This is a genomic window from Geothrix edaphica, assembly GCF_030268045.1.
GTDB classification, from domain to species: domain Bacteria; phylum Acidobacteriota; class Holophagae; order Holophagales; family Holophagaceae; genus Geothrix; species Geothrix edaphica.
Map to the genome: position 1 here is coordinate 186,575 of NZ_BSDC01000003.1, position 21,492 is coordinate 208,066.

21 protein-coding genes and 1 other RNA gene are annotated in these 21,492 nt (G+C 69.8%); 8 read left to right on the plus strand and 14 right to left on the minus strand.

The annotated features are described in order from the left end of the window. The first annotated feature begins 16 nt into the window (after nt 1–16). Nucleotides 17–1,015 (plus strand): pseudouridine synthase, encoded by a 999-nt coding sequence (locus QSJ30_RS11630; RefSeq protein WP_285609410.1) that lies wholly within the window; start codon nt 17–19, stop codon nt 1,013–1,015. Nucleotides 1,016–1,022: 7 nt separating this feature from the next. Here QSJ30_RS11630 and QSJ30_RS11635 read toward each other — a convergent pair whose 3' ends face one another. From QSJ30_RS11635 to QSJ30_RS11660, 6 genes are all read right to left on the minus strand, one after another. Beyond that, on the minus strand, nt 1,023–1,814 hold the full coding sequence (locus tag QSJ30_RS11635; protein WP_285609412.1) for an SDR family oxidoreductase: 792 nt from the start codon (nt 1,812–1,814) through the stop codon (nt 1,023–1,025). Nucleotides 1,815–1,868: 54 nt separating this feature from the next. Beyond that, a complete protein-coding gene (locus QSJ30_RS11640) occupies nt 1,869–2,321 on the minus strand; it encodes a DUF2721 domain-containing protein (RefSeq protein WP_285609414.1) in 453 nt (150 codons plus the stop codon). A 95-nt stretch (nt 2,322–2,416) separates the two neighbouring features. Further along, nucleotides 2,417–3,076 (minus strand): GTP cyclohydrolase II, encoded by a 660-nt coding sequence (gene ribA / locus QSJ30_RS11645; RefSeq protein WP_285609416.1) that lies wholly within the window; start codon nt 3,074–3,076, stop codon nt 2,417–2,419. A gap of 108 nt (nt 3,077–3,184) precedes the next feature. Then, nucleotides 3,185–4,180 carry a DHH family phosphoesterase gene (locus QSJ30_RS11650; RefSeq protein WP_285609418.1) on the minus strand — a complete coding sequence of 332 codons (996 nt, stop codon included), beginning with the start codon at nt 4,178–4,180 and terminating at the stop codon, nt 3,185–3,187. 178 nt (nt 4,181–4,358) lie between these two features. Then, nucleotides 4,359–5,426 carry an adenosine deaminase gene (gene add / locus QSJ30_RS11655; protein ID WP_285609419.1) on the minus strand — a complete coding sequence of 356 codons (1,068 nt, stop codon included), beginning with the start codon at nt 5,424–5,426 and terminating at the stop codon, nt 4,359–4,361. Nucleotides 5,427–5,525: 99 nt separating this feature from the next. Beyond that, entirely contained in the window at nt 5,526–6,026 is a 501-nt protein-coding gene (locus QSJ30_RS11660) for a Fur family transcriptional regulator (RefSeq protein WP_285609422.1), read from the minus strand. 104 nt (nt 6,027–6,130) lie between these two features. On the opposite strand from QSJ30_RS11660, the gene QSJ30_RS11665 reads away from it, so the two are divergent. Then, nucleotides 6,131–6,688, plus strand: a complete 558-nt coding sequence (locus tag QSJ30_RS11665; RefSeq protein WP_285609424.1) for a hypothetical protein — start codon at nt 6,131–6,133, stop codon at nt 6,686–6,688. A 6-nt stretch (nt 6,689–6,694) separates the two neighbouring features. After that, complete coding sequence (locus QSJ30_RS11670; protein ID WP_285609426.1) at nt 6,695–7,423, plus strand: class I SAM-dependent methyltransferase; 729 nt, start codon at nt 6,695–6,697, stop codon at nt 7,421–7,423. Here the strand turns inward: QSJ30_RS11670 and QSJ30_RS11675 are convergent. The 7 genes from QSJ30_RS11675 to recO form a co-directional block, all read right to left on the minus strand. Beyond that, a complete protein-coding gene (locus QSJ30_RS11675) occupies nt 7,401–8,555 on the minus strand; it encodes an MFS transporter (RefSeq protein WP_285609428.1) in 1,155 nt (384 codons plus the stop codon). The genes QSJ30_RS11670 and QSJ30_RS11675 overlap by 23 nt on opposite strands. Before the next feature lie 15 nt (nt 8,556–8,570). Continuing rightward, complete coding sequence (locus QSJ30_RS11680; protein ID WP_285609430.1) at nt 8,571–9,326, minus strand: GNAT family N-acetyltransferase; 756 nt, start codon at nt 9,324–9,326, stop codon at nt 8,571–8,573. A 220-nt stretch (nt 9,327–9,546) separates the two neighbouring features. Beyond that, an RNA gene (gene rnpB, locus QSJ30_RS11685) (RNase P RNA component class A) lies at nt 9,547–9,909 on the minus strand. 18 nt (nt 9,910–9,927) lie between these two features. Further along, entirely contained in the window at nt 9,928–10,302 is a 375-nt protein-coding gene (locus QSJ30_RS11690; protein WP_285609432.1) for an ExbD/TolR family protein, read from the minus strand. A gap of 7 nt (nt 10,303–10,309) precedes the next feature. Further along, a complete protein-coding gene (locus tag QSJ30_RS11695) occupies nt 10,310–11,065 on the minus strand; it encodes an energy transducer TonB (protein WP_285609434.1) in 756 nt (251 codons plus the stop codon). A gap of 266 nt (nt 11,066–11,331) precedes the next feature. Continuing rightward, complete coding sequence (locus tag QSJ30_RS11700) at nt 11,332–13,875, minus strand: methyl-accepting chemotaxis protein (RefSeq protein ID WP_285609436.1); 2,544 nt, start codon at nt 13,873–13,875, stop codon at nt 11,332–11,334. A 74-nt stretch (nt 13,876–13,949) separates the two neighbouring features. Continuing rightward, complete coding sequence (recO, locus tag QSJ30_RS11705; RefSeq protein WP_285609439.1) at nt 13,950–14,687, minus strand: DNA repair protein RecO; 738 nt, start codon at nt 14,685–14,687, stop codon at nt 13,950–13,952. Between the two features lie 87 nt (nt 14,688–14,774). Here recO and QSJ30_RS11710 point away from each other — a divergent pair, with 87 nt between their 5' ends. After that, nucleotides 14,775–15,221, plus strand: a complete 447-nt coding sequence (locus QSJ30_RS11710; RefSeq protein WP_285609441.1) for a Spy/CpxP family protein refolding chaperone — start codon at nt 14,775–14,777, stop codon at nt 15,219–15,221. A gap of 31 nt (nt 15,222–15,252) precedes the next feature. Then, entirely contained in the window at nt 15,253–17,016 is a 1,764-nt protein-coding gene (locus QSJ30_RS11715) for a transglutaminase family protein (protein ID WP_285609443.1), read from the plus strand. Here the strand turns inward: QSJ30_RS11715 and QSJ30_RS11720 are convergent. Next, nucleotides 16,986–17,465, minus strand: a complete 480-nt coding sequence (locus tag QSJ30_RS11720) for a MarR family winged helix-turn-helix transcriptional regulator (RefSeq protein WP_285609445.1) — start codon at nt 17,463–17,465, stop codon at nt 16,986–16,988. The genes QSJ30_RS11715 and QSJ30_RS11720 overlap by 31 nt on opposite strands. Nucleotides 17,466–17,562: 97 nt before the next feature. Here QSJ30_RS11720 and QSJ30_RS11725 point away from each other — a divergent pair, with 97 nt between their 5' ends. From QSJ30_RS11725 to QSJ30_RS11735, 3 genes are all read left to right on the plus strand, one after another. After that, nucleotides 17,563–19,491 carry an ABC-F family ATP-binding cassette domain-containing protein gene (locus QSJ30_RS11725; protein WP_285609447.1) on the plus strand — a complete coding sequence of 643 codons (1,929 nt, stop codon included), beginning with the start codon at nt 17,563–17,565 and terminating at the stop codon, nt 19,489–19,491. An 81-nt stretch (nt 19,492–19,572) separates the two neighbouring features. Beyond that, nucleotides 19,573–20,577: a hypothetical protein gene (locus tag QSJ30_RS11730; RefSeq protein WP_285609449.1), complete on the plus strand. Its 1,005-nt coding sequence runs from the start codon at nt 19,573–19,575 to the stop codon at nt 20,575–20,577. A gap of 31 nt (nt 20,578–20,608) precedes the next feature. Further along, nucleotides 20,609–21,463 (plus strand): hypothetical protein, encoded by an 855-nt coding sequence (locus QSJ30_RS11735; protein ID WP_285609451.1) that lies wholly within the window; start codon nt 20,609–20,611, stop codon nt 21,461–21,463. Nucleotides 21,464–21,492 lie beyond the last annotated feature (29 nt).

Below are 21,492 nucleotides of genomic sequence, written 5' to 3' on the forward strand. Positions count from 1 at the left end.
CGCCGAAGGAGACGCCATGAGAAAGCCCGCCCCGAAGGGGCCGCGCACCGCGCCCGCCACCCGCAAGCCCGCCACCGGCCGCCCGGCGACCGGAGCGCCCCGGCCCTCGGCTTCAGCCCGTCCGGCCGCAGGCCCGGCCCGGCCAGCCACGGCCTCCCGCCCGTCCTCGGGTGCCGGCGCCCGGTCCACGTTCGGCGCCCCCACCCGGCGGCCGGCCATCGACAAGACCCGGCCCGCGGCCAAGCTGGCCCCGCGCAAGCCAGCCGCGCCCCGCCCCGGTGGCGCCCCGCCCCGGCCTCCCCAGGCCGGCCAGGAGCGCCTCCAGAAGATCCTCGCCGCCGCGGGCATCGACAGCCGCCGGGCCTGCGAGCAGATCATCCTGGACGGCCGCGTGCAGGTGAACGGGAAGACCGTCAGCGAGCTGGGCACCCGCGCGGATCCGCGCCGGGACGAAATCACCGTGGACCTGATCCCCATCCACCGGGAGGCGCCGGTCTACATCCTCATGAACAAGCCCAAGGGCTACGTCACCACGGTGAAGGATGACCAGGGCCGGCCCACCGTCATGGCCCTGCTCAAGGGCGTGCCCGGCCGCCTCTACCCGGTGGGCCGCCTCGACTTCAACTCCGAGGGCCTGCTGCTCATGACCAACGACGGCGCCCTGGCCCAGGTGCTCATGGGCCCCGAGCACGAGATCCCGAAGGTCTACCTGGTGAAGGTGCACCGCAACCTCCGGCCCGAGCTGATGAAGGAGCTGCAGGAGGGCTTCCTCCTCAGCGGACGGCGCCTCAAGCCCTGCCACATCGAGGTCGCCGAGAAGGGCGACAACCCCTGGCTGAAGGTGACGCTCACGGAGGGCAAGAACCAGCAGATCCGACGCATGTTCGCGGCCGTGGGGCACCCGGTCAGCAAGCTGCGCCGTGTGCAGTTCGGCCCCCTGTCGGACCCCATGCTGAAGCCCGGGGCCTGGCGGTTCCTGCACCCCCAGGAGATCGCGGCGATCAAGAGTCTGTAGGTCTCCGCTACAGGAGGGAGGAGATCGCCCCGCCATCCACCGCCAGGGTGGTGCCGGTGATGTAGGAGGCGCCGGGGCCGGCGAGGAAGGCCACGGCCTCGCCGAACTCCCGCGGCTCGCCATAGCGGCCGACCGGGATGCGGGCGCCCTGCTCCGCCTGGATGTCCTCCATGGAGCGGCCGCTGGCCTTGGCGGCTTCGCCGTCCAGGAACCGCACCCGGTCCGTGTAGATGCGCCCCGGCGCCACGCAGTTCACGGTGATGCCGTCCTTCGCCACCTGCCCGGCGAGGGTCTTGGCCATGGCCGTCACGGCGGCCCGCAGCGAGTTGGACAGGACCAGCGCGGGGATGGGCTGCTTGACCGCGCTGGAGGTGATGAAGAGGATCCGACCCCAGTTCCGCTCCGCCATGCCGGGCACCACGGCCCGCGCCAGGCGCACCGCGGGCATCAGCAGGGCGTCGAAGGCCCCCTGCCAGGCGGCGTCATCGAAGGCCATGAAGGGCCCGGGCTGCGGCCCGCCCGTATTGGAAACCAGCACATCCACGCGGCCATAGGCCGTCTTGGCGGCCTCGACCACCCGCTGGACATCCTCGGCGCGGGCCAGGTCCGCGGCCACGGGCAGCACGGCGCGGCCGGTGGCCCGGCGGATCTCCTCCGCCGCCTTCTCCACGGCCGCCTGGTCCCGGCTGCAGATGGCCAGGTCGCAGCCGGCCCGTGCCAGGGCCTCGGCCGAGGCCCGGCCCAGCCCCTTGCTGGCCGCCGTCACGAGCGCCACTTTGCCATCCAGTTCCGGATTCATGGGCAACCTCCTGCTGGGAATTGTGGCACTCCTGGCCCCCATTCGAGTCCCGGATCAGGCCAGGTGGAGGCTCCGCACCGCCAGGAGGATCTCCCGCAGGAAGAACACCAGCGCCGCCACGAAGGCCGCCATGGCCAGGATGAAGAGCAGGGCCACGGGCACGGCCACGCTGGCCTTCAGCACGGCCCCCAGGAACACGGTGGCGATGCTGACGCAGACCAGCAGCGCCGCGGTGGTGCCGGCGGTGATGGCGAAGTTGATGAAGCGCCGCCGCCGGGCCAGCGTCTGCATCTCGTCATGGATGGCCTGATGCCGGCGCTCGGGCGCCATCTCCAGGAGGTCCTTCAGCGCCCGGGCCCGGTCCACGATGCGCGCCAGCCGTGTGGACAGCACCCCGAGGATCGTCCCGATGGACGTAAGGAGGAAGACAGGCGCCACCGACAGCTGGATGACGTGGGAGATGTCGGTGATGGTCTGGGCGGAGACGGGAGGCACGGGGACGGGCATGGCTCTATAGCTATCAGCTGTCGGCTGTCAGCTGTCAGCAAAAAAATGCCGCGCCCCTCTTGAGCTGAGAGCTGACAGCCGACAGCTGACAGCTTCTACAACGCCTCTTCCTCGAAATCCAGCATGTGGCCGCTCTTGCGGGCCTTGGTTTTGAGGTAGCGCAGGTTGTGGGGGTTGGAGGCCAGCTGGTGGCGCTCCCGCTCGACCTCGATGCCGGCGTTCTCGAGGGCCCCGATCTTGCGGGGGTTGTTGGTGAGCAGCTTGACCTTGGTGATGCCGAAGAACTTGAGCATCTCCACGGCGCAGTCGTAGGTGCGCAGGTCGTCGGGGAAGCCCAGCGAGTGGTTGGCCTCGACGGTGTCGAGCCCCTGCTCCTGGAGGGCGTAGGCCTTGAGCTTGTTCAGGAGGCCGATGCCGCGGCCCTCCTGGCGCAGATAGAGGACCATGCCCCCGTGCTCGGCGATGTGGCGCAGCCCTTCCTCCAGCTGCTGGCGGCAGTCGCACCGGAGGCTGCCCAGCACGTCGCCCGTCCAGCACTCGGAGTGGATGCGCACCGGGATGCGGCGCCGGGCGTCGATCTCGCCGGCCACGATGGCCAGGTGCTCCTTGCCCGTGGCATGCTCCAGGAAGCCGTAGACCATGAACTTCCCGAAGATGGACGGCACGTTGGCCTTGGCGATGAAGGGGACCTTCTCCGCCTGGAGCTTGCAGAACAGTTCGAGTTTCGGGGCGCTGCTGGGTTCTTTGGGGGACATGGGGTTCCGGGGAAAGGTGCGGGTCCGTCCTTTGGATGCCGCCCGAGGGGAAAATGAAGTCTGGGACCAGAGCCTTTTCTGGGCAACCCGGCCGGTCCCGCCCTTGACCTAGACCATATCGCGTTCCAGCTGGGCGGCCACGGCCGCCTCCACCTGGGCGATGAAAGCCGCCAGGGGCATGGCGGCCTTCGCCCCCGAGGCCAGACGGTGGCCGCCGCCGCCGAACAGGCGGCAGACCGCGTTCACGTCCACCCGCTCCCGGGACCGGAGGCTCACCTTGGCCCGGCCGTCCGCAGCCTCGGAGAAGAGGGCGGCGACTTCCACGCCCTTCAGCTTGCGGGGCTCCTCCACCAGCTCGTCCAGGTCCTCATGGGTGGCGCCGCAGGCGGCGAGGTCGGCTAGGGTCACGGCCACATAGGCGAAACGGCCGCCGTCCCGCATCTGGAGCCCACCCATGGCCCGGCCGAAGAGCTTGAGCTTGGCCGGCGTGGCGGTCTGGTAGAGGGCATTGAAAGTGCGCGAGGGGTGGACGCCCTGGGCGATGAGGTCGGCCGCGGCGTGGTGGATCTTGGGCGTGCTGTTGGAATGCCTGAAGTTGCCGGTGTCGCTCACCATGCCTGCATAGAGGGCCTGGGCCATCACCGGCGGCAGGTCCCCGCCGACCCGGGGCCGGACGAGGTCGTAGACCAGTTCGGCGCTGGCGCTGGCGGTGGAATCCGTGAACTCGTCGTCGAAGCCCTTCGGCTCGTCCTTCATGTGGTGGTCGAGGCAGGCCCGCTCGGCCGTCGTCGTCTCGAAGGCCGCGTAGAGGAGGCCCATGCGATGGGGTTCCGAGGCGTCGATGAGCAGCCAGGCGTCCGGCCAGGCGGCCAGGTCCCGGTGGACTCCCCCGGGCTCGTAGGCCTCAATCCAGCCATCGGGGTCCAGGAAGCGCAGGTTCTCAGGCAGGGCGGGCGTCACGACGATGCGCGCCTCCTTCCCCAGCCCCTTCAGGTGGGCGGCCAAGGCCACGGCCGCGCCCACGCCATCCCCATCCGGGTTCTCGTGGGTGGTGAGAAGGAGCTTGGCGTGGCCATCCAGAAAATCAGCGAAGCGATCCAACATGAATCTTGACCTCAACAGTCAGGATACCAAAAACACACGCGGAGGGACGCGGAGAAGGCAGAGGAGCGCGGAGAAAAGACCTGTGCAGGCCGTTCCACCATGCCTCTGCGTAACTCAGCTTCCTCCGCGATCTCTGCGTGTGTGGTTTTCTTTCAACAGCCAGCAGCAATGGCAGCAGCTAGAGCTGCTCCCGTTTGCTCTCCAGACTGCCCGGCTTGAAGGCCTTCAATTCGTGGACGACCTCCGCCAGGAGGGCCCGCTTCAGGGCGTAGGGCAGGAAGGCGCTCTTGAAGCCCATGATGATGAGCTCCTTGATCTCTTCGAGGTTGAAGTTCAGCTCATCGTGGATGACCTGGAACTCCTGGCTCACCGTGGTGTTCGTGACCATGCGGTTGTCCGTGTTCACCGTGACCCGCAGGCCCAGGTCGTAGAACAGGCGGATGGGGTGGTCGGCCATCTTCTTCACGGCCTTGGTCTGCACGTTGCTCGACGGGCAGCACTCCAGCGGGATGCGGTGGTCGTTCACGTAGTTCAGCAGGTCGCCGTCCTCGATGAGCCGCACACCGTGGCCGATGCGGTGCGCCCCGCAGAGGTGGATGGCCTGGTGGATGCTCTCGGGGCCGTAGGCCTCGCCGGCGTGCAGCGTGCAGTTGATGTTGTTCTGGAGCACGCGGCCGAAGGCATCCTTGTGGCGCTTGGCGGGGAAGTTCTCCTCGGCCCCCGCCAGGTCGAAGCCCACCACGCCCTTGTTCTTGAAGGCCACGGTGAGATCGGCCAGCCGCAGCGAGATGTCCGGCGAGATGTGGCGCATGCCGCAGAGGATGACGCCGGTCTTGATGTTGTACTTCCGCTCGGCCTGGGCCAGCCCTTCGAGCACCGCCTGCACGATGGCGTGCAGCGTGAGGCCCTTCTGCTGATGCAGGATGGGGCTGTAGCGCACTTCCATGTAGCGGACGTTCTCTTTCGCCGCGTCCTCCGCCAGCTCGAAGGAGGTCCGCACCAGGCTCTCGTAGGTCTGCATCACGGACAGCGTGACGTCGAAGGCCCGGAGGTACTCCACGAGGGACTTGCAGTCCTCGCCCACTTCCACGAAGGGTCGCAGGCCCTCCGGGGTGTCCGCCGGCAGCTTCACCTTCTGCTGTTCGGCCAGATCGAGGATGGTGGGGATGCGGAGGCTGCCATCCAGGTGGACGTGCAGATCCGTCTTCGGAAGGCGCTGGAGGTCCTGAAGCGAGAGTTTCGGCATGGCCTAGCCTAGCGCTTCGCGCGGCTCTCAGCTATCAGCTATCGGCTGTCGGCCAAAGCAGGCCTCGGCCATCTTGAGCTGATAGCTGATGGCTGACAGCTACACATTCAGCTGACTCATGCGGTGCGCCAGCGTGGGCGCATCCGTCTCCCGAGTCTGACACTCCTTGCACAGCCCGAAGATCTGGTGGCTGTGGTGCATGGGCCGGAAGCCGTATTCGTGGCAGATGGCTTCCTGGAGGGCTTCCAGATCCGGGCGGAAGAACTCGATGATGGCGTCGCAGTTGAGGCAGATCAGGTGGTCGTGGTGCTCGTTGCTCCGCACGGCCTCGTAGTGCGCGTGCTGGTCGCCGAAGCTGCTCTTCCGCACCAGGCCGCACTGCACCAGCAGGTCGAGGGTGCGGTACACCGTGGCCCGGCTGATGGCCTTGCCCTTCTGCTTCAGGGCCATGTGCAGCTGGTCCGCGTCGAAGTGGTGGACCTGCCCGAAGACCTCCTCCACCAGCTCAAGGCGCTCCCCCGTCAGTTTCAGCTGACGCGATCGCAGAAAGGTTTCGAAGCGCTGCTGTTCTTCTGGACGTTCGATCTTCGGTTTGCGCATGGCGTCCTCGGTGGGAAGTCTATCCGGTCCACTCGGCAGATCGTATTTTACAGATGAAAAACAAAAGCGTATTATGAATTCACCGTATACATAGTGGAGTCGTCATGGCCATTGTCATTATTCAATCGTCCAATTTCTCAGCGGAGCAAAAGTCCCGCATCGGGGAGCGGGTCATCACGGCCCTCCAGCAGGAAGGCCTCAACCCCGGCTCCGTGGTGGTCCTGTTCCGCCCCGAGCGCGGCGACATCTACCTCGACGGGATGCTCGTGCAGGCCCAGGCCCCCGTGGCGGCCCAGCCGCCGGCGCCGCCTGCGCCCAAGGCCGCCGCCCCCATCCCCGCGGCGGTGGTTCCCGCCTTCAAGACCAAGGCCCGCCGCTCCAAGCCGGAGCTGGAGGACCTGAAGAAAGACCTGATGTTCGCCCTCCAGGACAAGGGCTCCCTCAGCAGCTTCGAAGCCCAGGTCGCCCTGGACCTCAAGGACTGCGACTGGGCCCCGGCCACGCTCCGCCGACTCTTCACCGAGCTGGAGGAGGCCAAGCTGATCTCCAAGAGCGGCCAGAAGCGCGGCACCCGGTACGTCTGGAAGGGCATCGTCAACACGCCCCAGTCCACGCCGATCGTGAAGCTGGTGAAGGCCGACTCGGAGACGGACCAGGCCTGATCCGGCATGGACTGGTTCGCCTGGGATTTTGACCACCCCGCCTATTTCCAGATCTACGCCGACAAGGCCGCGGACGCCGCTTCGGAAGGACCGGCGCTCGCGGCCCTGCTGGGCCTGCCGCCGGGCAGCCGGGTGCTCGACCTGCCCTGCGGCTGGGGGCGCCTCCATCCTCACCTGAAGGCCCGGGGCCTGGAGATCATCGGGGGCGACCTGAGCCGCCTGAACCTGCGACGACATGCCGTAGAACACCCTGCACCCATGGCCCGCCTGGATTTCCGCGACCTGCCCTTCCGCACGGCCTGCGCTGATGGCGTCTTCTGCGCTTACACGAGTTGGGGCTACTTCACCCAGGACGCCGACAACCTCCGGCAGTTGCGGGAATTCGCCCGCGTGCTGCGGCCCGGCGGGGTCCTCCTCCTGGATCTGGCGGGCCGGAACTTCCTCAAGGAGGCCATGACGGGCGTCGCAGGCCAATGGCTGGTGTTCTCCGAGGAGGGCTACGAAGAGCGCGCCACCTGGAGTCGAGACGGCCGGCGCATCCGCACCGAACGCCACTGCCAGGGCGAGACCTTCCGCCACGACATCTGGATCCCCACGAACGCGGAAACCCGGGCCGCCCTCGCGGAGGCGGGATTCGGCGCCGTGGCGGCCTACGGCGGGCTGGACGGACGCCCCTGGACCGCGGAAGCCGAACGGTGGATCTACCGGGCGATCAGGAACGGATGCCCCGGGTAGCCAGCAGGTAGACACCGAAGCCCAACCCCGAAAGCCCCATGGCCACCGGCAGGCCCAGGCCCTGCACCAGGGCGCCGCCCACCAGGGGACCCACCATCAGGCCCACGGAGTAGGCCAGGTTCAGGATGGAGAAGGCCGAGGCGAAGCTCTGGCTGCCCTGGCGCTCCACCTGGTCGGCGACCGCCGGGCTGCAGGGGCTCATGATGAAGCTGGCCGTGGCTCCCAGGCCCATCATGGCCACCACCACCATCCAGGGCCTGGGGAGCAGGACCGGGAGCGGGAGCAGGAAGACCGCCAGCACGAGCCCCATGCGCAGCACCCGCACCCGGCCGATGCGATCCGAGAGGGCCCCCATCAATGGCGAGGTGAAGGTGTGGGCCAGCGCCGCCGCCGCGAAGCAGAGGCCGATCTGGGTCGCCGACTGGCCCAGGCGCCGGTCCAGATCCAGCGGCAGGGTGGATTCCAGCAGGGCCCACAGGCAGGAACCCAGGGCCATGGCACCGGCGAAGGCCCGGATGGTCGCGTTGGACAGCAGCTGTCGGAAAGGCAGCTTCAGGCCCTGGCCGGACCCGGTCTCCGGCAGGAGGAAGGCACGGCCCGCCGCATCCAGGGCCACCAGGCCCGCTCCCAGCACGAAGGGCGCGGTGGGGCCCGCGTGCTGATCGAGGAAGCCGGAGAGCGGCGGTCCGATCAGCACGCCGAGGTTCGCGGCGGCGAAGGCGGTGCCCATGGCCTTGCCCCGGGATTCGCTGGGAAAGGTGTCCGCCAGCAGGGCCATGCCTGGAAGCCAAGTGGCCGCCCCCGCCACGCCCTGGAGGAAGCGGGCCAGCACCAGCAGCCAGTACTGTCTCGACATGGCGAAGACCAGGGTGGTGATCCCCAGTCCCGCCAAGCCCCAGAGCATGGGCGCCCGGCGGCCGAACCGGTCCGTCAGGACGGCCACCGGGAACGTGGCCAGCAGCAGGGCCACGGCATAGCTGCCGAAGAGGATCCCCACCTCCATCTGGTTCAGGTGCAGGTCCCGCGCGTACCGCGGCAGCAGCGGCACCAGCAGGTAGTAGAGGAGCATGTCCACGTGGAAGGCCAGGGCCGTCACGAGGAGCGCGGCGGTGGGGGGAGCGGGGCGGCGCATCCCCCCACTATCGCGTCAGTCCCGCGCCATCTCCACCTTCGGATAGGCCACGTGGAAGCCGCAGCCTTCATAGGACTTCTGGCTGGCGGTGCCCGGAGCAGTGGACGCGCAGGCGAGGGCGCAGCCCCGTTCCCACGCAAAGGCCAGGCGTGCGTGGATGAGCGCCTTCTGCAGGCCCCGGCCCCGGTAGCGGGGGAGCACGCCATCGCCTGACAGCAGCGCCACGCCCTCCACGATCCCCAGCATGCCGCCGCCGGCAGGTTCCCCGTCCACGAAGGCGAGGAAGCCCCAGGCATCCGAGGTATCCAGCGGCACCTCGAACGGCGGCTCCAGCTTGCGCCAGTCGTCACGCCCCAGAAAACCCGCGCAGACGACCCGGTTGTAGAGCAGGGCCTCCGCGGGTTCGGCCCGGCGGACGGCGGCGGAGGGTGGCGCCTCCCCGCCGGCCAGGGCCCGCACCCACAGCTGCTGGAACTGGTGGAGGCGATACCCCCGGCGCGCCAGCAGCGGCCAGAGCGACGGGTCCGCGGCGGGGCTCAGCTCCAGGATGATGGGCGAACCAAGGAAGGCCTCGACGGCCTCCAGCTCCGGTCCGGTGATCGGGTCGATCAGGCCCAGGGCCTGGTTGAGGGGATGGGCCTCGCCGCGGAAGTGCGCGAAGCCGCCGCCCACGGGGAGGCTGCGACCGCCGGCGGCCTGGTTGAAGCGCTCGTTCTGGAGGGCCTGGGCGCGCTCGAGGCGGCGGGCCAGGCAGGTCAAGTCATGGAACATGGGAAGCTCCGAAAAGGGATGGTTCGCCCGCCCGGAGGCGCAGCGGCGATGGGCTCGCGGCACGCCCTTGTCTCAGCCCAGGCGCAGGGCCCCGACGCCAAGTCCAGGCGCGGAACCTACGGAATGACAGAAGCGGGTCAGAGGCCTATCCAGAGAAGCCACCAGCATAGCTGAATCTTCGACGGAGCCCTGGAGGACGTAAACACGGCCCCCTCGCGGGGGCCGTGGTGGATCGGTAAGCCGGGTTCTGTCGTGGGACGTCATTCCTCTGGGATGGATGTCGCCATCCAACTCAAGCGACCTACCCGCCGGCTCGGTCGGGTCAACCCTCGCCGCTTGCGCGGTGCGCCGGCCTATTTGGTCTTGCTCCCTGGGGGGTTTACCGTGCCCGTCCTGTTGCCAGTCCGGCGGTGGGCTCTTACCCCACCGTTTCACCCTTGCCTGTGATCCGAGGATCCATCGGCGGTCTGCTCTCTGTTGCACTTTCCGTCGGGTCGCCCCGCCCTGGTGTTACCAGGCCCAGCACCCTGTGGAGCCCGGACTTTCCTCTGCCCTTGCGAGCAGCGACGCCCTGATCCACAAGGGTCGAGGCTAGCACGATCTAGGAGCTTTCCGGCGTGGCGATCAGGGCGGGCAGCACGTCCGGCCGGCCCGCCTTGACGGCGTCGAGGACGCCCGTGGCCCGGTGGAGCGGGAGCGAGGGGTGGACCCGGAGGACCACCTTCCCGGTCGTCGCGTGGATCCGCGCGGGCAGCTCAGCCAGGGTGATCGTCACGCCGTCCAGGTCGAGGGAGCCGTCCGCCGCGAGGGTGAGGCGGAGGAGCGGTCCCGGAACCCCTGCCCCGACGCCCCCGGGGAGAGAGGCGTCGAGGGCCCGGGGCAGCACCGGCACCAGGACGATGAAGACGATCAGGAGGACGAGCACGATGTCCACCAGGGGCGTGATGTTGATGTCGCTGCGGATCTTCGTAGCCATGCCGTCCTCACTTCAACCGGAAGTTCAGGATGAGCCGGAAGCTTGCGGCCACGGGCCGCCCATCCAGGTGCGCCGGCTCGAAGCGCCACTGCCGGGCGGCCTGCATGGCGGCCTCCTGGAGGGCCGGGTGGCCATCAAGGGCGCGCACCTGCATGGGCACGCCCCGGTCGTCCACGGTCATCATCAGCACCACCGTGCCCTGGATCCGGGCCCGCCGCGCCGGCTCCGGATAGAGAGGATCCACGCGGCTGAGGATGGCCGGTGCGGTCGCGGAGAAGTCGTGGATCACCGGGCCGGTGGCGGGGCCCGAGGCAAACCCGGAGGCTGGAACCACCGGACCCGGAAGCACCGGTCCAGACCCGGGAACCTCGAAACGACGATCCGTGGTGGGCAGGCCGGCGGCGGGTTCCTGAGGATCCGCGCGGCTGGGCGTGGTCGCGGCTGTGGCGACCAGGCTCCCGCCGCCTGAACCGGCGACGGCGGGTGCCGTGCGCTCAATGGGACGCGGCCGTGGCGGCCCGTCGAGCTCCACCGGCCGCCAGGGAGGCGTGGGCTGGAGTACGGGCGGCAGGACCGCCTTGGGCGCGAAGGAAGCGATGGCCATCGCCCCGCCGACGAGGAGGAGGTAGGCCAATCCGGACAGCGAGGCCGCGCGGAGGGTGTCGGAAGGTGGCGCCGAAGCCAGGACGGCGTGCGGCTGGAGGGTGGGTGGGAGGTCCGGGAACGCAGGCCCCCGGCCGCGCCGGAGCGCGAAGTTGGACATGGGATCTCCTGTGGGTGGCGCCTGTGGCCTCCCGCAGATCCCACAGCCGCCATGGGTGGCGGACATCGGTTGGCGGCAATCCCGGGCCCTGGATCACGCACCGTCTGGAGGAGGTCCAAAGATCGCTTGAATCAGGTATCGGCGGCGCGCAACGGCTGTCAAGGCACCTACCTGGATTAAGGACACCTCAGCGGGCTCGACGCTGCCGCGCGAGGATGGCGCGACGTCCTGCCGGGCCTTTCAACAACCCCGCTTCCCTCCATCCATCACGCCGACGGCAGCGGCAGGGCCCAGCCTTTCCGCTGGAGCTCCTCCAGCAGGTTCCAGGCCGCGCGGTAGGGATCTCCAGCGCGCGCCTCCAGCACGTCGTGCTGGAGGCGCGCACGGAGCGGCGCCAAGTCGGGATGGTGAGCATCCGCCAGGCCGGCACCGGCCTGGAAGAGCCGCAGGAGCAGGGCCTCGGGGTGGGCATGGCCCAAGCCGACGGCACAGAGGATGGCGCCGCCGTCCCCCTCCACCGCCCCGGCCCCGAGGAGGCGATCACGGAGCGGCTGGAGGTCCGCGGGATCGGCCCCGAGGCCCACGGAACGCACGGCCGGTCGGCCGTCGAGGCCGTCACCCGCCCCGCCATCGGCCAGCCAGGGACAGGGCGGACGGTACCCCTCGTAGGGAAGCCACGGCAGGAAGCTCTCATGCTGCGGATCGTTGCGGACCCAGGTGTGGACCAGGCGCGTGAGGTCGAGCCTGTGGGCCGGATCCATGTCCGGTCCGCACCAGAGGAGGCGTTGCACCTGAGCTGCCCTGGCCTCCGCTTCCCGGAAGGGGCCGTCCCAGTCCGCGGCATCCACGGGCATCTCGAGCCCGAGCCCAGCCAGGAAGACGGGAAGCCCGGGATAGGGGAAGGGCAGCCGGAGCTCGACGCCTTCGGCCGAGACCCGCACATCGGTGCCTGGCAGGCAGGCCCGCAGGAGGCTCTCCCGGAGAACCTCCTGGAGGGAGAGCCGATGGCCCTCGGTCCTCAGCTTCTCGATCAGCTCCAGCTGCCACACCCGCCCATCCCGGTCGCAGGACCAGTGCTCCACGGCGGAGGGTTCGGGGCGGCCGAGGGGATCCAGGCCCAGCAGAAGCATCCAGACCCCTCCGGCCGGATGGGGGCGGCCGACCGGCAGCTGCCGACCCCCGCCTTCCAGCAGGCGCGCGTGCCGCTGCGCCCGGGCCCAGGCGGCGCGGTTCCACATGGGATCGGCGGCCTGGTCCGGACTGAGCAGGCGGGCCAGGTCCCCGGAGGTGAGCTGGCGGTAGGCTTCGCTCTGGCGCAGCAGCTGGTGGCCCTGGAGGATCTTCCAGATCTCCTCGACGCTCTTCCGGCTGATCTGGGAGAGCCCACGGCCCACTTCAGCCGTGTGCCTTCCGATCCGGAACAGCTGCTCCACCTCCACCGCAGCCCGGGCCTCCAGGCCCCACTGGCTGCCCAGGGCCGACTGGAGGGCCGACGAGCACTCACCCACTTGATAGAGGGACTGCCCGGCCCGCTCCGAGGCTTCCCGCACCTGGCCCACGAGGCCGGCATGGGCTTCCAGCAACCGCTCCATGTCCTGCCCCTGCCGATCCAGGTGGCCCGCCACGTGGAGGAGTTCCTGGATGCCCGCCTTCAGGTTCTGGGTCACCTCCTGGAGTTCCCACAGCCCCGAGCTCTCCCGCTCCATGCCCAGCTGGTGCTCATCCAGGGCGCGGCCCAGTTCCGCCGCCCCCTCGGAGGTCTGGTCGGCCAGGCCCCGGAGGCGCCCCCCGATGGCCTGCATGCCCACCCCGCCGCCGACCTGCTGCGCCAGGATCGCCGCGTTCACCGCCAGCAGCCCGGTCTGCTGGGCCGCCTGGTCGATGGTGTGGATGGCCCCCTGCGCCCCTCCGAAGGAGGCGATGCGGCGCTGCGATTCGACCCGGAAGGCCTCGATGCGCCGGGCCAGGGCCTCGGCCCGGTCCCTCACCCCGTCGGCCGAGGTCCGGAAGCGCCGGAGCTGCTCCGCGCGGGCCTTCGTCTCTTCCAGGAGTCTCGGCGTATGGGCCGCCAGGCCCTTGACCGCCAGGTCCAGGCGCGCGCCCTGGCGGACCCCGGCATCCGCCAGGCGGCCCAGTGCCTCCTCCTCCTTCCGCAGCCGCGGGAAGGTGTCCTGGAACTCCCGCATCAGCGCCTCGACCTGGCGCAGCCGGGCCTGGGCCTGCTCCAGGGCGGCACCGAAGGCCTGGCCCTGGAGGCGATGCTGATCGGCCCTGAGCCGCTGCTCCAGCTCGATCTGGCCGAATTTCAGGGAGCCCTCCATCGCCTCCCGGAGATCCTGGCCGTAGGTTGCCAGCCGTTCCCCAGCCGTGGTCCGCGCGGAGCGGTCCTCGATCGCCTGCTGCTGGACCTGCCCCAGGACGCCATCCAGCTCGGCCCATTCCCGGACCACCGCCTGGTGGAGGGAAGCCAGGTGCCCGCCGATCTGCCGGCTCTCTCCGAGCAGGCTGTTCAGGGCCGCCGCCACCTGGCGGCCCTCCTCCCTCAGGCCCGCCGGGGACGCAAGCGGGGTGCGATCCCCCTGGAGGATCCGACCGGCCCAGTCGGACAGGAACCGCTCCGGGGCCAGGTCCCGCTGCCAGGCGAACCACCGCCGGCCCAGCTGCACCAGCCCCGCGGCCACCATCATCAGGACCGCAGCCTCGCCGGGCCGCAACAGGGCCGAGGCCTGGAACAGGAAGTAGGCCGCGACCCCCAGGAAGGGCAGGATCACCAGATCCCCCATCCAGCGGCGGATCCCACGGTGTTTCATGAAGGAGCCGCCCAGATCCATGCCCAACCTCAAGTCATGGCATAGCATCGGCCTGAAGACCGCTCAGGCCAAATTTAGAGCGTCCGCCACAGGACCTCGTAGCTCCGCAGGCTGCCCCCCAGCTCCTGGAGGAGCCGGGCCCGGAGCAGGGCCGTGAGGACGGCCTGCGCCTCGTCGGCAGGATCCAGGCGGGGAGCCGTCTCGGCGCCGCCGGTCCTGAGCCGGCGCAGATACTCCCGGGCCCCGGGCGGCAGGGCCTCCACGGGGTCCACGGGCGTGCAGGCGGTACAGCACCAGCCGTGGTCGGGGCTGAGCAGGGCCAGGGGCGCACTTTCGTTCCCGCAGCGCCCGCAGACCCGCGGATGGGGCAGCAGGCCCAGGCAGTGCAGCAGCCAGTGCTCGGCATAGGCCAGGATGCCCAGGGCATTGTCCGGATCGGCCTTGAGGGCCCGCCCGCAGGCGCTGAGCAGGCGGTAGAGACGGTCGTCCTCCACGCCCTCCCTGGCCACGCGGTCGAAGAGGTCCGCCAGGCAGGCCATCACCAGGCTGGCTTCGAGGTGCCCCAGCGTGAGGGGGCTGAAGGCCAGCTCGCAGCGCGTGACCCGCTTCAGTTCGGTCTGTTCCTTCCCGAAGAAGCTCACCCGCACCATGCCCAGGGGCTCGAAGGCCGCCACCCACTTCGCCGTGGGCTTCTTCACGCCCTTGGCCAGGCCCGACAGCCGCTCGCCATGCTCGGAGAGGAAGGACACCACGGCCCCGCCCTCCGCGAAGGGCACGGCCTTGAGGACGATGGCGGAGCAGGTGCGGATCACCTTTCCAGTCTGCCCGGAATCAACCGAAGTCCCGGATCCGTGTCTCACATGACGAGGCTCGTGAATGGGCCCGTCAAGGAGGTGGTCATGACACACCTGTTCCGATCCTTCGCCATCCTCGCCCTCGCCGCCCTGCCCAGCCTGGCCCAGCCCGGACCGGGCCCCCGGGAGGGGCGCCACCTGGCCCGGGCCCTGAACCTCACCGAGGCCCAGCAGACCGGCATCCAGGCCATCCACGAAAAGCACCGGCCGGACATGGTCCTCCGCCGGGAGGCCGCGCGCCGGGCCCAGTCCGACCTTCGCCAGGCGCTCCAGGATCCCGCCACGCCCGAAGCCCAGCTCCGCACCCTGCATGACAAGGCCTCCTCGGCCCGCTTCGACCTGCTGCTGGCGGGCCGGGCCATCCACCAGGAAGTGCAGGCCCTGCTCACGCCGGAGCAGCGGGCGAAGGCCGCCGAGCTGCGGGCCACCCGCCGGGCCCATCGCCAGGAGCGCGTCCGCCACTTCCGCATGGCCATGGGGATGGCCGGCTGATCCACCCTCCGCTGGCCGGTAGACTGGGGGGATGCGCGCATCCCCCCTTTTCGTGGCGGCCCTCAGCGGGATCATCCTCCTCGCCCAGGAGGCCCCGACCCGGACCTACCGGCAGTGGGTGGGCGGCCAGGAAGTGGGCGGCGCCTCGCAGGAGACGAAGACCCTGGGCGGGGCCCGGGTGGTGCGGAACCGCGAGTGGATGTCCCTTTCGCGCCTCGGCCAGGAGATCCGCCAGGAGGTGGATCAGACCGCCCGGCGCGCCGCGGACGGCTCCCTGGCCTTCACCTGGCGGCTGCAGCTTTCCAAGGAGCCCTTCGAAGGCAAAGCAGAGTGGTCGCCCGCGGACCCGGGTTCGCTGACCATCCAGCCCCTGAACGGCGCCGCGCTGCGCACCCCGGTGCCCGCCGGGGCCGTGCTCTGGCCCGAGGACCTCGACGCCCGTCTCATCGAGGCCGCCCGGCTGCGCCGCCCCGTGCAGGCCATCACCTTCTCCTTCCCCGTCCAGCAGTGGAGCACCCTCACCCTCGAGCCCGCGGGGCCGGACCCGCTGCCGGGCTTCCCGGACGCGGTGCGCTTCACCGGGCAGGAGACCCAGGGCGCCTCCTCCGCGCCCGTGGAAGCCTGGATCTCCCCGAGCGCGGGCGAGCTGCGCCAGCGGACCGAGCTCGGCGGCCTCGCCATCCTGATGCAGCGCGCCGAGCTCCCGCCGCCCACCGCCCGCGCCGGCGAAGCCGAAGGCTTCTTCGAGCGCACCCTCCAGACGCTGCCGCCCCATCCCTTCCAGGCCTGGCTGCGGGACCTGACGCTGAGGGCCGAGGGGTCCGTCCCCGCGCTGCCCGAGGATGCCCAGCAGATACGGCTCCCCGAGGGCCGGTGGCGCCTGGTGCGCGCGACGGATCCCAGCGCCGCCGAGGCCGCCCAGCTTCCAGTGACGGGAACCCCCAAGGGAGACGAGGTCCGCTACCTGGCCCCCAGCCCCCTGGTGCCCTTCCGCGATCCCGCCTTCGACGGCCTCCTCCGGCGCCTGGCCCTGCCCCCGGGGTTGCCGCGCTGGGAGGTGGCGAAGCGCGTGACCGCCTTCGTCTTCGACTGGATCACCGACAAGGACTTCACCGTGGGCTTCGCCTCGGCCCTGGAGGTCTGCCGCACGCCCCGCGGCGACTGCACCGAGCACGGCGTGCTGGCCGTGGCGCTGCTGCGGCGCCTGGGCGTGCCCGCCCGCGGCGTCACCGGCTGGGTGGGCCTGGGTGACACGCTGGGGCTGCACTTCTGGGTGGAGGTGAAGCTGAGGGACCGCTGGGTGCCCGTGGACCCCACCTTCGACCAGGCGCCCGCCTCCGCCTTCCGCATCAAGCTCGGCGACACGGACCTGGCCGACCTCGGGAGCGTCGGCTGGGAGAGCGCGGCCCTGGCCTTCTCGGGCCTCCGCTGGATCCCCGAGCGCGAAGGCACCGCGCCCTGGGGTGCGGGCACCCGCATCGAAGGCGACCAGGTGACGGTTTCAGGCGGAAGTCGGCTGCGCCTGCCGGGAGGGCGCTGGCAGCTGGAGCGCGGCAGGCTCACCCTGAACCGGACCTGGACCGTGGAGGCGGTCCCCCGTCCCGGGCAGGCCCAGCTGAAGGGGAACCGGCGCCTGGCGGGCCCGCGCACCTTCCGCGAGGGCTGGTGGGATCCAGAGGACCGCCGTCTGTGGATGGACCTGGGCCAGGGACGCTGGCTGCGCCTGGAGGGTGTGTCCGAGGTCGCGGCCTATCAGCTGCTGGATCAGTTGATGGCGCCCACCAGCTCCTCCTGAAGCCCCTCCTGCTGGGCACAGTGCTCCCGCAGGCGCTCCAGCCAGTTCGAGATGTGCAGGCACTCCTGCTCGTCGCAGCAGCTGGTGAGCTGCGTGGCCATGGCCTTCACGGGCTCATCGAGGCGGTCCATGAGGCGGCGCCCCTTGGGGGTGATGACCACGCGACTCACGCGACGGTCCTTGGGGTCTGCCACGCGCTTCAGCAGCCCCTGCGTTTCCAGGCGGTCCACCAGGCGCGTCACGTTGGCGAAGCGGTAGATCATCCGCCGCTCGATCTCGTAGATGGGATGGCCCTTGGCCGGCCCACCGCGGGCGATGCGCAGGACGTTGTACTGCTGGATCGTCAGCCCGTGGGCTTCGAAGAGGCGCTCCTGGACACGGACGACGGCTTCCCGCGTCAGCATCAGCTGGAGCATCAGCTGGACTCCCGGAGCGGGGAGTTTCGACATCTGAAGTTCTTCCTGTAGGGACATGGTGACCTCGCAGATTCTTTGCGGGCAAGCATCGCCCTATCCGTGGGATTCTGGAAGGTCGTAGGAGCCCTTCTTGCCCGCCATCGCCCTGAGTTTGATCAATGTCACGAAACGCTATGGCGCGACAGCCATTCTGGACGGACTGAGCCTCGGTCTCTTTCAGGGCGAGAAGGTCGGTCTCATCGGCCGCAATGGCGCGGGTAAGAGCACACTGTTCCGCCTGCTGACCGGCGACGAGACCCCCGACTCCGGGGAGGTGGTCATCACCCAGGGCCTCCGCGTCGCCCGCCTCAGCCAGGAGCCGCATTTCGCACCGGGCGCCAGCATCCGGCAGGCCCTGGAGGCCGCGCTGGCGGATCATGCCCTCCTCCTGGCCCGGCACCAGGCGATCCACGAAACCCTCCATGGCGCCACGGGCCAGGAGGAGGCCCGGTTGCTTGACGAACTGCAAAGTGTGGAGCATCAGGTCGAGCGGTGGGGCTGGGATCTCGAGCCGCGCCTCAAGGCCGCCGCCACCACCTGGGGCCTGAAGGACCTCGAGGCCGAGGTGGAGTCCCTCTCCGGCGGCTGGCGCAAGCGCGTGGCCCTGGCCCAGGCCTGGCTCAAGGAGCCGGATGTCCTCGTGCTGGACGAGCCCACCAACCACCTGGACCCCGACCAGGTGGAGAAGCTCGAGGCCTGGCTCCAGGCCTATGGCGGCGCCCTCCTGCTCATAACCCACGACCGCCACCTGCTGGACGCGGTGGTGACGCGGATGCTGGAGCTGGATGAGGGCGCGCTCCGCAGCTACGAAGGCGGCTACAGCGACTACCTGCTGGAGAAGTCGGACCGCGAGTTCCGCGAGTCCCGGCTCACGGAGCACATGCAGAACCGCCTGCGCCGGGAGATGGCCTGGCTGCGCCGGGGCGCCAAGGCCCGCACCCGCAAGTCCAAGCTCCGCATCCAGGAGGTGCTGGACCTCAAGGACGACGTGGAGGACCGCACTCGCCTCGAGATCCGGCAGGGCCTGACCTTCGCTGCCGGCGGCAACCGCAGCGACGCCCTGATCCGCGCCGAGGGCCTGCGCTTCGCCTACCCCGGCGGCGAGGAGTTGCTGGGCGGCCTCGACCTCAGCCTCCAGCGCGGCATGCGCATCGCCCTGCTGGGACCCAACGGCTGCGGGAAGTCCACCCTGCTCAAGGTGCTGCTGGGAGAGCTGGAACCCACCGCCGGCGAGGCGGCCCGCCACCCCAAGCTCGCCACCACCACCATCTCGCAGGGTCGCGGTGAGCTCGATGGAGGTCGCAGCATCCTCGACAACCTCGCCGAGCGGGCCTCGGTGGTGGACACCGGGAACGGCACCCTGCTGGCCCACGTCTACCTCACCCGCTTCGGCTTCCCGGTGGACCAGCAGGCGCGCCCGGCCGCCACCCTCAGCGGCGGCGAGCGGAACCGGCTCCTCCTGGCCAAGGCGATGCTGAGCCCCGCGGATCTCCTGGTGCTGGACGAGCCCACCAACGACCTGGACATCCCCACCCTGCAGAACCTGGAGGAGGCGCTGCTGGGCTTCCAGGGCACCCTCCTGCTGGTGAGCCACGACCGCTTCTTCCTCGACCAGGTGGCCACCCACACCCTGGCCTGGAACGCCGCCGGCACTCCGCGCTGGGAGCTTTACGAGGGAGCCCCCTCCACCGTGCGCAGCCTGCGGGAGGCCCGAGCGGCCGCCCAGGAGCCGCCCAGGGCCGAGGCACTCCGTTCCGGCCCGAAGGCCGCCGCGCCCCGCTTGCGCAAGCCGGGGCTCTCCCAGAAGGAGCAGCGTCGGCTCGCCGAAGTGGAACAGGCGATGGAGGCGCTCCACTTGCAGCTGACGGCGCTGGACGCGCGCCTGGCGGACCCCACGGCCTTCCTGCGCTCCGACAGTCCTGGGCACCAGGCCCTGCGGGAGCGGGAGGCAGCCAGGGCCGAGTTGGAGGTCCTTGAGCTGGCCTGGCTCGAGCTCGAAGAGAAGCGCCAGGAAAGCTGAACCCCATCACAACTTGCCCTGGAAGGGGACAGGCCCGGGGCCTTTTCGCTACCCTGGACCCTGGACTTTTGTGGAGTGCCCATGCGCCCGATGCCCTTCCTCCTCTTTCCCGCGGTGGCGTTGGTGGCCCAGAGCCCTGCACCCGCCAACCTGACCCAGCGGTTCAACACGGAACTACCTGGGATCAACCAGATGCTCAAGGCCTTCCAGGCCCAGGAGGCCATGGCGAAGGTGGAGGGGCTTATCCCGGCCGAGCGGCCCGCCTTCAACGGCACCAACCTCCAGACCATCGGCCAGAGCATGGACAACGCCCAGGGCCTCCTGTCCTTATACCGCCTCTGGGCCAACACCGCAGCCGAGGCCGGCCAGTGGGAGAAGGCCGTCGAGATCCAGCAGAAGCGGCTCAAGACTGCCCAGGCCATCAAGGCGGATCTCGAGAAGGCCCAGGCCCCCATCGCCGCCCAGTGGGAGAAGGCCGCCAAGGATTCCCAGGATTTCCTTGCCAAGAACACCGGCCGCCAGCAGGAGCTCCAAACAACGCTGAATGACCTCAAGGAAGAGATCGCGGCGGTGAATGCGAAGACGAAGAAGCCCGATGCCAAAGGCCTGGAAGACCTCAAGGCCCGGGCCGCGAAAGCCCCCGAACAGCAGCAGGAACTCGATCAGATCAATGCCGCCCTTCCGGTCCACAAGCAGAACCTCATCAACGCCCCCAAGGTGACCAAGGTTCTCGCCGACAACCGCAAGGAAGCCGAGGAAATGGTGAAGGCAGCCGAGGCCTCCGTTACCAAAGCGAAGGAAGTCCTGGGCAGCCAAAGCGACGAGATCACCAAGTTCAACACCGACCAGGTGATCAAGAAGGTGAAGATCGTCGGGAAGAAGAACTGGGTGGACGCGGTCCTCCGCAACCACGAGAACGTCACCAAGCTGAGCGGCGCGCAGGCCCAGGCGGCCTTCATCAACCGCCTGCTGGTCCTCGATCCCGGCAACGCGGGTGCCGCGAAGGCCCTGGAGAACCTGAAGCAGGGCAAGGAGCCCTTCGCCAAGGAAGCCAGGCCCGCGAAGAAGGCCGGCAAGAAGAAGTGACCAAGACGCATACGTCCCGGAAGGAGCGACCATGAGCCGCCTCGGATTCCTGCTTGCCTGCGCCCTGGCCACCAGCCTGGGCGCCCAGAGCCTCACGGACCGCTTCAAGGAAGTCCGAGGGCCCTGGGAGCTCCAGCTGGACCGGGGCGACGCCGCCACGGTCCGCCGTGGAGTGGAGGCCCTCCTCGGCCGGGAGGGCCTCACGGTCAATCCCTCCGACTACAACGACATGCATGCCCTGGCCGCCCTCCGGAGCCTGGCGGCCCGCGCCTGCGTGGCCGAAGGCAGCTGGGAGGACGCGGTGGTCCACCTGCAGAAGGCCCAGGCGGCCGCCGAGGAGAACCTGGCCACCGCCGAGCCCCTGCTGGCCAAGACCCGCACCGAGCACGAGGCCAAGCTCCGCGAGTTCCGGGATGCCATGGACAAGCAGGCTCCCCGCCTCCGGGAGCTGGACGAGGCCCCCGGCCTGAACCAGGACCAGATGAAGCTCCGCCAGCAGCTCCGGATCTTCATGGACGAGCAGAAGGCCGCCACCGCCCACAGCGAGCGGGCCCTCAAGGACATTGACAGCATCCTCGAGCGCCTCCGCCAGACCAAGGCCAGCACCACCAAGGCCGCCGCCGACTGGAAGGCCTTCCTCGACCACGAGAAGGCGGAGATCGCCGAAGCCGGTGGCACCACCCGCTTCGTGGCCGGAAAGGTGGAGCAGGTGAAGGCCGACGACGCCCGGCCCCAGCAGGAGCGCCTGGCCTACGCCCGCCGCCTCCAGAAGCTCGACCCCGCCAACAAGGACGTCACCCGGCTGGTGAACGGCCTCCTGGGCAAGGAAGAAGAGGCCGCCCCGACCAAGCCCAAGGCCAGGAAGAAGAAGGCCGCCAAGAAATAGCGCTTCCCGCCCTACGGAAAAGCGGCCCG